This window comes from Pantoea sp. SGAir0430 (assembly GCF_043549295.1).
Genome location: NZ_CP039427.1, coordinates 60,149 through 75,504, shown reverse-complemented (window position 1 = coordinate 75,504; position 15,356 = coordinate 60,149). Strand labels below are relative to the sequence as shown.

Genomic DNA, 15,356 nt, shown 5'->3' with positions numbered 1-15,356 from the left:
TCCGCCGTGCGCGGAATGGCCGTTACTTTCTCAAAGCCGCCTGCGAAAGGGAATAAAAAAAGGATGGCTTTCGCCATCCTTCTTCACACTGCGGGTTTAGCGCTTATCAGGCATAAACCGGCAGACGGGCACAGATATCCAGCACTTTCTGTTTGGTGCGCTCGATAGTGGCTTCGTCGTTGATATTGTCGAGAACGTCAGCGATCCAGCCCGCCAGCTCGCGCACTTCCGCTTCTTTGAAGCCGCGACGGGTCACTGCTGGCGTACCGATACGCACACCAGAGGTCACAAACGGGCTCTTCGGATCGTTAGGTACGCTGTTTTTGTTCACGGTGATGTTGGCGCGGCCCAGAGCGGCATCCGCCTCTTTACCGGTCAGACCTTTGCTCACCAGATCGATCAGGAACAGGTGGTTGTAAGTACCGCCTGAGACGATGTTGTAACCGCGCTCCAGCAGCACTTCCACCATCGCTTTGGCGTTCTTCGCGACCTGCTGCTGATAAGCCTTGAACTCCGGCTCCATGGCTTCTTTGAACGCGACGGCTTTACCGGCGATAACGTGCATCAGCGGGCCGCCCTGACCACCCGGGAACACCGCGGAGTTCAGTTTTTTGTACAGCTCTTCGTCGCCGTTTTTCGCCAGGATCAGGCCACCACGCGGACCGGCCAGCGTTTTGTGCGTGGTCGAGGTCACGATGTGCGCGTGTGGTACCGGGTTCGGGTACACATCAGCAGCGATCAGACCGGCAACGTGGGCCATATCAACAAACAGCCATGCGCCGATGCTGTCGGCGATTTCACGCATTTTGGCCCAGTCGCACACGCCAGAGTAAGCAGAGAAGCCGCCCACGATCATTTTTGGCTTGTGAGTCTGCGCCAGTTCGGCCAGCTCTTCGTAATTGATTTTGCCGGTTTCATCGATGCCGTAAGGGATAACGTTGTACAGCTTACCGGACAGGTTGACCGGCGAACCGTGGGTCAGGTGACCACCGTGTGCCAGGTTCATGCCCAGAATGGTGTCGCCCGGCTGCAGCAGCGCGGTGTACACCGCGAAGTTAGCCTGGGAGCCGGAGTGCGGCTGCACGTTAGCGTAATCCGCGCCGAACAGCGCTTTGGCGCGATCGATCGCCAGCTGCTCAACGATATCCACATATTCACATCCGCCGTAGTAGCGTTTGCCCGGATAGCCTTCGGCATATTTGTTGGTGAGCTGTGAACCTTGCGCCTGCATAACGCGTGGGCTGGTGTAGTTTTCCGAAGCAATCAGTTCAATGTGCTCTTCCTGACGCACCTTCTCCTGCTCCATAGCCTGCCACAACTCGGCATCATAATCGGCAATGTTCATATCACGCTTTAACATCCGCATCTCCTGACTCAGCAACTTTTTAACGGCAGTTTAAGCCCCGGCTAAGGGGCGAAGGCCAACAGTGTAAACGGTTTTGCCAGGTGACGGTAGCGCCAATCCCCTCTTTTTACGCAAACGATTGGCAAGGCGCTGGCACGGGATTTTTACGCTTTTTAGCCGGCTAACCAAAGCGGATAATTGTTCATCCACATCGGGAAAATTTTTCAGCTTTGCGCGCCCGCTTCCGGTTTACCGGTCGCTGCCCAAAACTCACGAGGGATTTACAGCCTGCGGCAACAGGCATAACATGCATTTTAAATACATGTTTAAAATTACCCCTGAGGAGTTCCCGATGCTCGACGCGCAAACCATCGCCACCGTGAAATCTACCCTGCCCGCGATTGCTCAACTCGGCCCGCAGCTGACCGGCCACTTTTATCAGCGGATGCTGACGCAGCATCCGGAACTGAAAGATGTGTTTAACATGAACAACCAGCGCAGCGGCAATCAGCGTGAAGCGCTGTTTAACGCGATCTGCGCGTACGGCAGCAATCTGGAAAACCTCGCGGTGCTGCTGCCGGCAGTGGAGAAAATTGCGCAGAAGCATGCCAGCCTGAATATTCAGCCGGCGCAGTACGCGATTGTCGGGGAAAACCTGCTGGCGACGATTAAAGAACTGCTTAATCCAGGCGATGAGGTACTGGCGGCGTGGGGCAAAGCCTATGGCGTGCTGGCTGAGGTGTTTATCCAGCGTGAAGCAGCGATTTACCGTGCGTCAGAAGAAAAGGTCGGCGGCTGGCGCGGCGCGCGCGATTTTCGTATCCGTGCGATTACCGCGCAGAGCTCGGTAATTAAAAGCATTGAGCTGGTGCCGAATGATGGAGAGCCGGTGGCGGACTTCCTGCCCGGTCAGTATCTGACCCTCAGTCTGCGCCCGGCGGACAGCGACTACATTCAGCACCGCCAGTATTCGCTAACGCATCTGCCGGATGGCAAAGCCTATCGCATTGCGGTGAAACACGAAGCGCAGGGCAGCGTCTCCGGCTGGCTGCATCAGCATGCGAAGGTCGGCGATATCGTGCAGTGCGCCGCGCCGGCCGGGGATTTCTTCCTGCAGGCAACAGCGCAGACGCCGGTGACGCTGATCTCAGCAGGCGTCGGGCAAACGCCGCTGTTAGCCATGCTGGCCAGCCTGGCGGAGCAGCAGCACCCGGCCGCAGTATGCTGGCTGCACGCTAGCGAAAACGGCGCGCAGCACGCGTTTGCTGATGAGGTCGCGGCGCTGGGCGCGCAACTGCCGCGCTTTAGCCGCCACGTCTGGTATCGCCAGCCGCAAGCTGACGACGCGGGACGTTACGACGCGCAAGGCCTGATGGATTTAGCCACCGTCTCAACCGCACTGACCCAGCCCGAGGGTGAGTTCTGGATTTGCGGCCCGCTGGCGTTCATGCAGTTTGTTGCGCGCCAGCTGACTGATGCCGGCATCAGCGCCGACCGTATCCACTACGAAGTGTTCGGTCCGCACAAAGTGCTGTAAATGAAAAAGCCTGCACGCGGCAGGCTTTGTGTCTGGTGAGGAGCGAAGGGCTCAGATGGCCTCTTCGTCTTCCTCGCCGGTACGAATACGCACGACGCGCGCCACGTCAAAGACAAAGATTTTGCCGTCGCCGATTTTACCGGTCTGCGCGGTTTTCATGATGGTTTCTACGCAGGTATCGACGATATCATCGCCCACCACCATCTCGATTTTCACTTTTGGCAGAAAATCGACCATGTATTCGGCACCGCGATACAGCTCGGTGTGGCCTTTCTGACGTCCGAAGCCTTTCACTTCGCTAACCGTCATCCCGGTGATGCCCACTTCCGCTAAGGCTTCACGCACATCATCGAGTTTGAATGGTTTGATAATTGCATCGATCTTTTTCATCACAGATCCTTTTTTCGCTCCCTCCATGATGGACGGGTAACTATGAGTATAAGTGTTCCTGACGCTGCCGCAGCAAGCTACTCTTTAAATTCGCTGGCGTCCAGTTCGTGGCGCGACAGCAGCTTATAAAACTCGGTACGGTTGCGTCCAGCCAGACGCGCCGCATGCGTCACATTACCTTTGGTCATCTGCAGCAGCTTGCGCAGATAGTTAAGCTCAAACTGGTTGCGTGCTTCGACAAAGGTCGGTAGCGCCGTGTTCTCGCCAGCCAGCGCCTGCTCTACCAGCGCGTCACTAATTACCGGCGACGTAGTAAGCGCCACGCACTGCTCAATCACGTTGACCAGCTGGCGCACATTTCCCGGCCAGCTGGCACTCACCAGCCGTTTCATCGCATCGACCGAGAAGCTGCGCACAAACGGTTTGTGGCGATCGGCCGACTGGCGCAGCAGATGGTTGGCCAGCAGCGGGATGTCTTCGGCGCGTTCGTGCAGTGCCGGGATCCTGAGATTCACCACGTTGAGACGATAGTAGAGATCTTCGCGGAAGCTTTTCTTCTCCATCGCCTTCGGCAGATCGCGGTGCGTGGCAGAGATGATGCGCACGTTGATGTCGAGATCGCGGTTGCTGCCCAGCGGGCGCACTTTGCGCTCCTGCAGCACGCGGAGAAGTTTTACCTGCAGCGCCTGCGGCATGTCGCCAATCTCATCGAGAAACAGCGTGCCGCCTTCCGCCGCCTGAAACAGCCCTTCGCGCGCACTTACGGCACCGGTGAAGGCGCCTTTGGCGTGGCCAAACAGCTCAGACTCCAGCAGCTGTTCCGGCAGCGCGCCGCAGTTGATGGCAATGAAAGGTTTACCGGCGCGCGGACTGGCAGCATGAATCGCCTGCGCCAGCACCTCTTTACCGGTGCCGCTCTGGCCGTTAATCAATATACTGACGTCAGATTGCGCCACCATGTGCGCCTGCTCCAGCAGCCGCAGCATCAGCGGATTTCGCGTGACGATCGCTTCGCGCCAGCCGTCATCGCTGACCGGCGCGCGCTGCGCCAGTGCTTCGTCAATCGCTTTGTATAGCGCATCGCGATCGACCGGTTTGGTCAGAAAGCTAAACACGCCCTGCTGCGTGGCGGCTACCGCGTCCGGAATCGAGCCGTGCGCGGTCAGGATGATGACCGGCAGTCCGGTATGGCGCTTCTGGATTTCAGCAAATAGCGCCAGGCCATCCATTTCATCCATGCGCAGATCGCTGATCACCAAATCGACTTTCTCTTTCTGCAAATGACGCAGGGCTTCCGGCCCGCTGGCCGCGGTCGCTACCTGATAACCTTCACTGCTGAGACGCATACCGAGCAGCTTGAGTAAGCCCGGATCGTCATCCACCAGCAGTAAGCGTGCGGCCTGTTTCATGGTTACTGCTCCTCGCTTTGGGCATCGCTGGCACCGTGTGTGCTGTCGCCGCTGTCCGGCGCTTTGCGCGATGACAGCTGACGCTCGATGTCAGTCAGTCGCTGCAATTTACGCTGGGTATCGTCCAGCGTTTGCCGCAGTTGCGTTTGCTGCTGACGCAGGCGATCCAGTTCGGCGTCATTGCTTTGCTGCAGCGCGGCGTAGCGGCCGCGCGCCTCGCTCAGCTCCAGCTGCGCGGCCTGGTTACTGCGCCACAGCTGCAGCAGCGGACGCACCGCCGCCGGATAATCCGCGCTGTAGCTGTCGAGCGTATCAACGTACTGACGGCGCTCCACCGGCGTCACGTTGCCGTTCGCCAGCAGGATGCCCTGCTTAAAGGCGCGCGCCCAGTTCTGTACCGGCCAGCGCCGCGCTTCCGCCCGCGCTTCGGCCGCCGACAGCCGCTCACCGCAGTCGATAGCGCGCTGCCAGTAAAGTGGATTGCTCATGGCCGCCGGTGCTTCAATCTGCCAGACATTCTGGCAATCGGTGGCCAGATAATCCGCCAGGCGCACGTCCGGCTCCGGCAGGTTCACCGCACCGCGCGGCGTACTGCTCTGGGGCGGCGCCTGACAGGCGCTCAGGCCGATGGCGATCAGTGCGCCGACGAGAAATCGGCTGGATGTGAGTTTCATTAATCAGGCATTCCCGGCGCTGGTAGTCAAAATGATACGAAAACAGACGTCCGCGTCCGTGCGCGTGACCAACTGCAAATCACCCTGCATCCTGCGCAGGCAATCTTTGGCGATGCTTAATCCCAGCCCGCTGCCTTTCACCGGCCCTTTGCGCTGCTGGCTCCCCTGATAAAAGGGCTCAAAGATCATCGCCTGCTCTTCAGCCGGAATCGGCGTGCCGGTGTTCGCCACCTCAATCCACACCTGGTTGCCCTTCTGCTGGCTCTGCAGCCAGATGTTACCGGATTCGCTACCGTAGTTCACGGCGTTCGAGTAGAGGTTATCAATCACCCGCTGCAACAGCGTCGGTTCCGCCAGACAATAGCGGGCCTGCAGATCGATATGCGTGTGCATCTGGCGCGCGCTGGCGGGCAGTGAGTGCACCCTGACGACGCTATCAATGATAGCGTCGATAGCCACCGGTTCCAGCCGCATTGGGCTGTCCGCCAGCCGGCGATTGTAGTCGAGCAGCTGTTCAATCAGCCGCTGCAGATGACGGCTGCTGGTGTCGAGAATGGCGACAACCTCCTGCTGCTCCGCATTGAGCGGGCCGGCAACCTGGTCGGCCAGCAGTTCGGTGCCTTCGCGCAGGCTGGCCAGCGGCGTTTTGAGTTCGTGCGACAGGTGGCGCAGAAACTCATGCCGCTGCGCTTCCAGCCAGCTAAGACGTTCGCTGAGCCAGACAATGCGCTGTCCCAGCGAGCGAATTTCGCGCGGCCCGCGAAAACTGACGCTATTGCCCAGTGTTTTCCCCTCGCCCAGCCGGTTGATCATGCGTTCGACGCGCTTAACCGGGCCGATAATCATGCCGGTGAACAGCAGTACCAGCACCAGACTGATTAAAAACAGTATCAGCGCCTGCCAGCCAAAAAACTGGCCGCGATCGGCAATTTCGCGCTGCAGTTGCAGGCCGCGTGAAAACACCACTTCACGTGTGGCCTGCACCATGCGGGTGTTGGCGGCGGAGAATGCTTCCAGCGCGCTCGCCGCCGGTGCCAGCAGATTGCCGTTATCACACTGCAGCTTTTCCAGCTGCGGCAGCGCGCTCTGCAATATTTTGAACGTTGGCAAATCGGGCAGGCTGGCGGCATGGCTGCTGAGCATCTGGCCGTAGCGGCTCCACTGCGTTTGATACAGGCGTGCCAGACTGGCATCGCCCAGCACGCAATACTGACGATAGCTACGCTCCAGCTCCAGCGCCGTGCGCGCCATCGCCTCGCTGCGACGCACGTCGGTGAAGGTGTTGCGGTTGGTGTCCGCCGCCTGATCGCTCAGCGCCGACAGGCTTTCCCACGCCTGCCATGCCAGCACCAGCAGCGGCAGCAGCACCAGCAGAAAGGCCATTAAAACCAGTTGCCGCAGGGATCGGGGAAACAGACGCCATCTCTTCACAACCGCGCTTCCTTTGAGGTGAGTTGCAGGCATGCTAGCGAAGTCCGGCAAGGTTAGAAAGGCTGAAAACGAAAACGGCAGGCCTTTTGGCCTGCCGTGAGAGCGACGCCGCAGCATCGCCTGCAAAATAGGTGGAGCCTAACTCAACGTTGCGTCCGGTGCCTGATAACGTTGCAAAGCAAGCGATTATCGGTTGGGTGGACGGCAGGCTCCGTTTGGTGCGTCATTCGGTATTTTATGAGCTCAACCGCAGTGCGGGGCAATCATAGACAGGAGAATGAGCAACGTAATGAGTATAGCAACTATCGTGCCAGAAAATAAATAGCCTTGTTAATCAGCATACTGCCAGCTCAGAGAGGGAATTAACGACGCTTTCGGACCGGCTGGTCTGGAAAAAGTGTCGCCGATTAGCAACGGCTTTAACGCGCTAACTTCGCGCCCATAAAAAACAACGATTTAAATGTCACCTTTTAGCGACAGTTCAGTTATGGGATTGTCGTCATTTTCCGACATGCCACAGATGTCAGCGAATCACAGCGGATCGAGAGCAGTGCCCACGCGACAAAAAATAAAAAAGGCCGCGTTGAGCGGCCTTTGCACGGTGCCCGTGAATGGGCACCGGTAAGAGACAGGATTCAGGTTTAACCCAGCTGCTTGCGCGCGTTGCGGAAAATCCGCATCCACGGGCTGTCTTCGCCCCACTCCGCCGGGTGCCACGAATTGCTGACGGTGCGGAACACGCGCTCCGGATGCGGCATCATGATAGTGACGCGACCGCTTTCGTTGGTCACGGCGGTGATGCCGTTTGGTGAGCCGTTCGGGTTCGCCGGATAGGTCTCGGTGACTTTACCGAAGTTATCGACGAAGCGCAGCGCCACCAGCCCTTTCGCTTCCAGCTCAGCCAGATGCGCACCGTCACGTACTTCAACAAAACCTTCACCGTGCGAGACGGCAATCGGCATGCGAGAACCGACCATACCGTCCAGCAGCAGTGACGGGCTGGCGGCCACTTCCACCAGGCTGAAGCGTGCTTCAAAGCGCTCGGACTGGTTACGCACAAAGCGTGGCCACAGCTCGCTGCCCGGAATCAGTTCACGCAGATTCGACATCATCTGGCAGCCGTTACACACGCCCAGCGCCAGCGTCTGCGGACGATGGAAGAAGTTTTCAAACTCGTCACGCACGCGGCTGTTAAACAGAATTGATTTCGCCCAGCCTTCGCCCGCACCCAGCACGTCGCCGTAGGAGAAGCCGCCACAGGCGACCAGCGCGTGGAACTCCTCCAGACCACGACGGCCCGCCAGCAGATCGCTCATGTGCACGTCAACCGCGGTAAAGCCTGCGCGGTGGAAGGCAGCGGCCATCTCAACGTGCGAGTTCACGCCCTGCTCGCGCAGCACGGCAACGCGCGGACGCGCGCCAGTGGCGATCATCGGTGCCGCCACATCCTCTTCCGGACGGAAGGTCAGCTGCACGTTCAGGCCAGGATCGTTATCGTCTTTCTTCGCTTCATGTTCCTGATCGGCACAGGCCGGGTTATCGCGCAGGCGCTGCATCTGCCAGGTGGTTTCAGCCCACCAGGTACGCAGGGTGGTACGGCTTTCGCTGTACACCGCGCTGTCGCCGGAGCGGATAACAAAACGGTCGCCCGGCAGCGCTTTACCGATGACGTGAACATTGCTGCTCAGACCGTGATCGGCAAACACTTTTTCCACGGCCGCGCGGTCGGCAGCGTTAATCTGCAGTACGGCGCCCAGCTCTTCCGTAAACAATGCTGCCAGCGCATCGCTGCCCAGCGCGGCGATATCCGCCTCAATACCGCAGTGACCGGTGAAGGCCATCTCAGCCAGCGTGACCAGCAGACCGCCATCCGAGCGGTCGTGGTAAGCCAGTAGTTTCTGCTCGCTTACCAGCGTCTGAATTGCATTGAAGAAGCCAGCCAGCTGCGCGGCATCGCGCACGTCGGCCGGTTTGTCGCCCAGCTGGCGATACACCTGTGACAGCGCCGTGGCACCGAGGGTGTTAGCACCGTTGCCGAGGTCCACCAGCAGCAGCAGGTTGTCGCCTTCCGGCTGCAGCTGTGGCGTCACGGTGCGACGCACATCTTCAACGCGTGCAAAAGCCGTAATGACCAGCGACAGCGGCGAAGTCATTTCGCGCTGTTCAGTTCCCTGCTGCCAGCGGGTTTTCATCGACATGGAGTCTTTACCCACCGGAATGGTGATCCCCAGCGCCGGGCACAGCTCTTCGCCCACCGCTTTCACCGCAGCGTACAGGCCTGCGTCTTCGCCCGGGTGACCGGCTGCAGCCATCCAGTTTGCCGACAGCTTCACGCGCTTCAGCGAACCGATCGCGGTCGCGGCCAGGTTGGTCAGCGCTTCGCCCACCGCCAGACGGCCGGACGCAGCGAAATCAAGCAGCGCTACCGGCGCACGTTCGCCCATGGCAAACGCTTCACCGTGGTAGCTGTCAAGGCTGGCAGTGGTCACGGCGCAGTTCGCCACCGGGATCTGCCACGGCCCGACCATCTGATCGCGCGCCACCATGCCGGTTACGCTGCGGTCACCGATGGTCACCAGGAAGGTTTTTTCCGCCACGGTTGGCAGGTGCAGCACGCGGTTTACCGCATCGGCAATGGTAATGCCGTCCCGCACCAGCGCATCACCTTTCGCCTGCTGGCTGGCCACGTCGCGCGTCATTTTTGGCGTTTTACCCAGCAGCACGTCGAGCGGCATGTCGATCGGTTTGTTATCGAAATGGCTGTCGGCAAGGTTCAGGTGCTGCTCTTCGGTCGCTTCACCAATCACCGCGTACGGCGCACGTTCGCGCTGGCACAGTTCATCGAACAGCGCCAGTTTGTCCGGCGCAACCGCCAGCACATAACGCTCCTGCGACTCGTTACACCACACTTCCAGCGGGCTCATGCCTGGTTCATCGCTGAGGATGTCGCGCAGGTTGAAGTTGCCACCGCGGCCACCGTCGCTCACCAGCTCCGGCATGGCGTTAGACAGGCCACCGGCACCGACGTCGTGAATAAACAGAATCGGGTTGGCTTCGCCCAGCTGCCAGCAGCGGTCAATCACTTCCTGACAGCGACGCTCCATCTCCGGGTTGTCACGCTGCACCGAGGCGAAGTCGAGATCGGCATCCGACTGGCCGGACGCCATAGAAGACGCCGCACCGCCGCCAAGGCCGATATTCATCGCCGGACCGCCCAGCACGATCAGCTTCGCGCCAACCACGATCTCACCCTTCTGCACGTGATCGGCGCGGATGTTACCAATGCCGCCGGCCAGCATGATCGGCTTGTGATAGCCGCGCAGCTCAACGCCGTTGTGGCTGTTGACCTGCTCTTCATAAGTACGGAAATAGCCGTTCAGCGCCGGGCGACCAAATTCGTTGTTAAACGCGGCGCCGCCTAACGGGCCTTCGGTCATGATATCCAGCGCGGTAACAATGCGATCCGGCTTGCCGAAATCCTCTTCCCACGGCTGTTCAAAGCCGGGAATACGCAGGTTGGAAACCGAGAAGCCGACCAGACCCGCTTTCGGCTTCGCGCCGCGTCCGGTGGCGCCTTCGTCACGGATTTCCCCGCCGGAACCGGTGGCGGCACCTGGCCATGGCGAAATGGCCGTCGGGTGGTTGTGGGTTTCCACCTTCATCAGGATATGCGCGGCTTCCTGATGGAACTCGTATTCGCCCTGCTGCGCATCCGCGTAGAAACGCCCGACCTCGGAGCCTTCCATCACCGCGGCATTGTCTTTATACGCCGACAGGACGTGTTCCGGATGCTGCTCAAAAGTGTTTTTAATCATTTTAAACAGCGACTTTGGCTGTTTTTCGCCGTCGATAATCCAGTCGGCGTTAAAAATCTTGTGACGACAGTGCTCGGAGTTTGCCTGAGCGAACATATAGAGCTCGATGTCGTTCGGATTGCGGCCCAGTCTGGTGAAGGCATCGAGCAGGTAATCAATTTCGTCATCGGCCAGCGCCAGGCCGAGCGTGCGGTTAGCCTGTTCCAGCGCCTCGCGCCCTCCGCCCAGCACGTCTACGCTTTTCAGCGGCTGCGGCTCATGATGCGCGAACAGCTGTTCTGCCGCGCTGAGCTCCGTGAACACGGTTTCCATCATGCGGTCGTGCAGCAGGCTGGCCAGCTGCTGCCACTGCGCGTCAGTCAGCTGCGGTGCCTGTACATAGAAGGCCAGACCGCGCTCCAGGCGCAATACCTGTGGCAGGTCGCAGTTGTGGGCGATATCGGTGGCTTTCGATGACCAGGGAGAAATGGTGCCGGGACGCGGCGTCACCAGCAACAGACGCCCTTGTGGCGCATGTTCGGCGAGAGAAGGACCGTATTTCAGCAGACGCTGCAGGCGGGCTTGCTGTTCCGCGCTGAGCGGTGCGCTGACATCGGCGAAATGGACGTACTCGGCGTAAATATCACTCACCGGCAGATGAGCGTCCTGAAAGCGGGTCAGCAGTTTGTTTACACGAAATGCCGACAGAGCGGGCGAACCACGCAGAATTTCCATCATTAAAGATCTCTCGTCTTCGAAGCGCCGGGCGACGCTTCATGGGGCGCAACAGGGAAAACGGGCGGTATTATAGAGAAATGGCACGGGTTACGAAACCGTTTGCGCAGAAAAACTGAGCCTCAGGATTTGCCTGAATTTTGCGCAAATCTTGCTATATAAGTTGCCCTGTTACGCTTTGTTGCGCAAAATGCCCCACGCTCTGGGAGTGCAAAACAACATAAATACTGCCTTTAAAAGACAGAGGCCTGTGAGCCATTACGAGACAACTATTTGAAACGCCTGAAATTAAATTATCTGTTTATCGGTCTGATCACCGTGCTGCTTGCGCTGGCGCTGTGGCCGTCCATCCCCTGGTACGGGGGCGGAAAAGACGCGTTATCACAGATCAAATCGCGGGGAGTGTTGCGCATCAGTACCGTCAACTCGCCGCTGACTTACTACACCATCAATAATGCACCAGCCGGTATGGACTACGAGCTGGCGAAGCGCTTCGCCGATTATCTTGGCGTGAAGCTGGAAGTCACGGTGCGGCCCAACCTCGGCGACCTGTTTGACGATCTCGACGACGGCAAAGCCGACCTGCTGGCCGCCGGGCTGATCTACAACAGCGAGCGCCTCAGCCGTTATCAGAGTGGCCCGAGCTACTATTCCGTGTCGCAGCAGCTGGTGTATCGCATCGACAAGCCGCGGCCCAAAAACCTTGGTGATCTGAAAGGCCGGCTGATTGTGCAGTCCGGTTCAGCCTATCTGTCAACGTTACGTTCCGCCAAAGCGGACAGCTATCCCGATCTCGACTGGGCCATTTCCACCGATATGGGCCAGAAAGCGCTGCTGGAAGCGGTTGCCGACGGCAAGCTCGACTATACCGTGGGAGATTCGGTGACCATCGGCCTGCTGCAGCGTATCCATCCACAGCTGGCGGTGGCGTTTGATATTACCGATGAAGAGCCGGTGACCTGGTATCTGCCGCGTAACGATGACGATAGCCTGAACGCCGCCATGCTCGACTTCTACAGTCAGATGGGGGAAGAAGGCACCATGGCGCGGCTGGAAGAGAAGTATCTCGGCCACGTCGGCACCTTTGATTATGTCGATACCCGCACCTTCCTGCGCGCAATTGATAACACGCTGCCGGATATCAAGCCGCTGTTTGAGAAGTACGCGTCCAGTATCGACTGGCGCCTGCTGGCGGCGATTTCCTATCAGGAGTCGCACTGGAATCCGCAGGCGACCTCGCCCACCGGCGTGCGCGGCATGATGATGCTGACGCGCAATACCGCTGACAGCCTCGACGTGAACGATCGTCTCGATCCGGAACAGAGCATTCGCGGTGGCAGCGAATACCTGCGGCGCATGATGGAAAAAGTGCCGGAGACCATTCCGGAAGATGAACGCATCTGGTTTGCGCTGGCGGCCTACAACATGGGTTACGCGCATATGCTGGATGCACGCCGGCTGACCCTCAAACAGGGTGGCAATCCGGACAGCTGGGCCGACGTTAAGCTGCGCCTGCCGATGCTGAGCCAGAAGCGCTATTACGCGCAGACCACTTATGGCTATGCGCGCGGCCACGAAGCTTATAACTACGTTGAGAACATCCGTAAGTATCAGATCAGCCTGGTAGGCTATCTGCAGGAGCAGGAGAAACGGCTGGCGCAGCAGTCGGCGCTGGAAGCGGAACTCGGTGCCGGTTATCCGGCTGTCGAACCGAAGATTGCGATGAACTAATCGGCGCGCAGCGCCTGCCGCTGTGCGCGCTTCTGTTCCCGGCGCATACGGAAGAAGTCGCTCAGCAGCGTGGCGCACTCCTCTGCCAGCACGCCATGCGCAATCTCTATCTGATGATTCATGCCCGGATGGCCGATCACATCCAGCAGCGAACCGGCGGCACCGGTTTTCTCATCCTTCGCGCCATAGACCAGACGGGTAATCCGGCTGTGCACCATGGCACCGGCGCACATCACGCACGGCTCCAGCGTCACGTATAAGGTGGTGTCGAGCAGCCGGTAGTTATCAATCACTTTTCCGCCCTGACGCAGCGCCATAATCTCGGCATGCGCGGTGGGATCGCACTGGCTAATCGGCCGGTTCCAGCCCTCGCCAATCACTCTGTCGCCCTGCACCAGCACCGCACCGACCGGCACTTCGCCCTGCTCCCACGCACGCCGCGCCAGTTCAAGCGCGTGGCGCATCCAGTATTCATCAGTTTGTGGGTTCAACGGGCAACTCCTGCGGATTAACAAGGCGGCGCATTATAGACGGAATCCAGCTGCGATTCACTCCAGCTGTTGCAGTTCACCGCGCGGCGTCACGCGCCAGCGATGCTGGCAGAAAAACAGCAGCGGGTTATCCTGCTTGCTGTCGCTGTAGCCGCTGTACAGCTGTAGCGGCGTACCGATTTTTTCCTCGAGCTGCGCCACTTTTTCATGGCCGAGACAGCGCATGGCTAATACCCGGCCACCACGGCCCGGCTTCATCTGGCTGGCGATCAGCTTCACGCGCGGCAGAAACGCGGAATCAAAATAGACCTGCTCCACCAGCGACTGCGGCGAGCCGGTAATCAGCCAGACATCGGCGTCTTCGCTACTGAGGTAGTCAGTCAGCCGCTGCTGCACCACCGGAAACGCGGTAACGCGCTCGCGAAACCAGCGGGCAAATTCGGCCTCACGCTGGCGCAGCGTGGCCTCACGATGGCCAAAGGTGATAGCCCACAACAGCAGGCTCATCGGCCAGCGCGCGGCGCGGCCCTTTATCAGCATACCCATGCCGATGACCGGCAGCAGCGGCACCACCAGCACCAGATTGAGCGGCTGGCGGCGCAACAGATAACGCATAAATGTGCCAAACATGTCCTGCTGATGCAGCGTGCCGTCCAGGTCAAAAAATACCACGCGGCGATGCGAACCCTTTGTCAAACCCGACTCCTTTTTCTAAACGCGGCGATACCTGCTCTACAGTGTAGCCAGCATCGCGCGCCGGGGCGAAAGCTGTCATTTTTAATTCCAGTGGCTACAATGCCATTTGAATAGTTTATTCTCTGCGTCGGCGCGATGTCATCTGACATTCCTGGCCAGACATTTCCTTCCGCGAGCGGCTAAGCTGTGTGCGGGACTATGGATTAAGGATCGGACATGAGTTCATTGCTGCGAATTCGCCAGCTCTACCCACGCCTGGCGCTGAACGAGCGTCGGCTGGCGGATTTTTTGCTGTCGCAGCCTGATCGGGCACGGCATCTGAGTTCACAAAAACTGGCGGAAGAGTCAGGCGTCAGCCAGTCGAGCGTGGTGAAGTTCGCCCAGAAACTGGGTTACAAAGGCTTTCCGGCGCTGAAGCTGGCGCTGAGTGAGTCGCTGGCCGACCGCGATGCCATCACCGTGCACAACCACATTCTGAGTGACGATCCGCTTAAAGTTGTCGGCGAAAAGCTGCTGACGGAAAAAATTTCGGCGATTCGCGCCACGCTGGATATCAACAGCGAAGAGAAACTCACGGAAACGCTGCAGCTGCTGAAAAACGCCAACCGCATTCTGCTGGTCGGCATTGGCGCTTCCGGGCTGGTGGCGAAAGATTTTTCGTGGAAGCTGATGAAGATTGGCATCAACGCCGTCGCCGAGCAGGACATGCACGCGCTGCTGGCCAGCGTTCAGGCGATGGCACCCGGCGATGTGCTGCTGGCAATCTCCTACACCGGCGAACGTCGCGAGATCAACCTCGCGGCACAGGAAGCCGCAGCCATTGGCGCCGATGTGCTGGCGTTCACCGGCTTTACCCCGAATTCGCTGCAGCAGTGCGCGACGGTCTGCCTGTACACCGTCGCCGAGGAGCAGAGCACGCGCAGCGCGGCCATCTCCTCCACCAGCGCCCAGCTGGCGCTGACCGATCTGCTGTTTATGGCGCTGGTGCAGAACGATCCGGAACGCGCCTCCAGCCATATTCGTCACAGCGAGGAGCTGGTGAAAAAGCTGGTCTGATTGCCCCATGATCAGGATATTCCCCCCTGCCTTAGCCCGAAATTGATCATCGGGCGGGGCAATGATT

General features: G+C 59.2%; 11 protein-coding genes. 3 read left to right on the top strand and 8 right to left on the bottom strand.

Annotation, left to right across the window (positions count from 1 at the left end; all coding sequences use genetic code 11):
- Nucleotides 1-106: 106 nt before the first annotated feature.
- On the bottom strand, nucleotides 107-1,360 hold the full coding sequence (gene glyA / locus E7738_RS00460; RefSeq protein ID WP_021506540.1) for a serine hydroxymethyltransferase: 1,254 nt from the start codon (nucleotides 1,358-1,360) through the stop codon (nucleotides 107-109).
- Between the two features lie 337 nt (nucleotides 1,361-1,697).
- Here glyA and hmpA point away from each other — a divergent pair, with 337 nt between their 5' ends.
- Nucleotides 1,698-2,882: an NO-inducible flavohemoprotein gene (gene hmpA, locus E7738_RS00455; RefSeq protein ID WP_394515985.1), complete on the top strand. Its 1,185-nt coding sequence runs from the start codon at nucleotides 1,698-1,700 to the stop codon at nucleotides 2,880-2,882.
- A gap of 51 nt (nucleotides 2,883-2,933) precedes the next feature.
- Here hmpA and glnB read toward each other — a convergent pair whose 3' ends face one another.
- The 5 genes from glnB to purL all read right to left on the bottom strand — a co-directional run bounded on the left by glnB (nucleotide 2,934) and on the right by purL (nucleotide 11,318).
- Complete coding sequence (gene glnB, locus E7738_RS00450) at nucleotides 2,934-3,272, bottom strand: nitrogen regulatory protein P-II (RefSeq protein WP_007886217.1); 339 nt, start codon at nucleotides 3,270-3,272, stop codon at nucleotides 2,934-2,936.
- A 77-nt stretch (nucleotides 3,273-3,349) separates the two neighbouring features.
- Nucleotides 3,350-4,681 (bottom strand): two-component system response regulator GlrR, encoded by a 1,332-nt coding sequence (gene glrR / locus E7738_RS00445; protein WP_125309206.1) that lies wholly within the window; start codon nucleotides 4,679-4,681, stop codon nucleotides 3,350-3,352.
- 2 nt (nucleotides 4,682-4,683) lie between these two features.
- The gene (qseG, locus tag E7738_RS00440) at nucleotides 4,684-5,355 is read right to left on the bottom strand and encodes a two-component system QseEF-associated lipoprotein QseG (protein ID WP_021506537.1); all 672 of its coding nucleotides are present in this window, start codon (nucleotides 5,353-5,355) and stop codon (nucleotides 4,684-4,686) included.
- A gap of 3 nt (nucleotides 5,356-5,358) precedes the next feature.
- Complete coding sequence (locus E7738_RS00435; RefSeq protein ID WP_325924015.1) at nucleotides 5,359-6,786, bottom strand: sensor histidine kinase; 1,428 nt, start codon at nucleotides 6,784-6,786, stop codon at nucleotides 5,359-5,361.
- Between the two features lie 641 nt (nucleotides 6,787-7,427).
- Nucleotides 7,428-11,318: a phosphoribosylformylglycinamidine synthase gene (purL, locus tag E7738_RS00430; protein WP_058775645.1), complete on the bottom strand. Its 3,891-nt coding sequence runs from the start codon at nucleotides 11,316-11,318 to the stop codon at nucleotides 7,428-7,430.
- Between the two features lie 270 nt (nucleotides 11,319-11,588).
- Here purL and mltF point away from each other — a divergent pair, with 270 nt between their 5' ends.
- Nucleotides 11,589-13,046, top strand: coding sequence for a membrane-bound lytic murein transglycosylase MltF (mltF, locus tag E7738_RS00425; RefSeq protein WP_021506534.1), 1,458 nt, complete (start codon nucleotides 11,589-11,591; stop codon nucleotides 13,044-13,046).
- On the opposite strand, the gene tadA is transcribed toward mltF, so the two are convergent.
- Together tadA and yfhb are read right to left on the bottom strand one after the other, a co-directional pair.
- Complete coding sequence (gene tadA, locus E7738_RS00420) at nucleotides 13,043-13,537, bottom strand: tRNA adenosine(34) deaminase TadA (RefSeq protein ID WP_071813580.1); 495 nt, start codon at nucleotides 13,535-13,537, stop codon at nucleotides 13,043-13,045. The two genes, mltF and tadA, sit on opposite strands and share 4 nt — an antisense overlap.
- A 57-nt stretch (nucleotides 13,538-13,594) precedes the next feature.
- Complete coding sequence (gene yfhb / locus E7738_RS00415; protein WP_010618503.1) at nucleotides 13,595-14,233, bottom strand: phosphatidylglycerophosphatase C; 639 nt, start codon at nucleotides 14,231-14,233, stop codon at nucleotides 13,595-13,597.
- 216 nt (nucleotides 14,234-14,449) lie between these two features.
- Here yfhb and E7738_RS00410 point away from each other — a divergent pair, with 216 nt between their 5' ends.
- A complete protein-coding gene (locus E7738_RS00410; RefSeq protein ID WP_021506531.1) occupies nucleotides 14,450-15,289 on the top strand; it encodes a MurR/RpiR family transcriptional regulator in 840 nt (279 codons plus the stop codon).
- Nucleotides 15,290-15,356 lie beyond the last annotated feature (67 nt).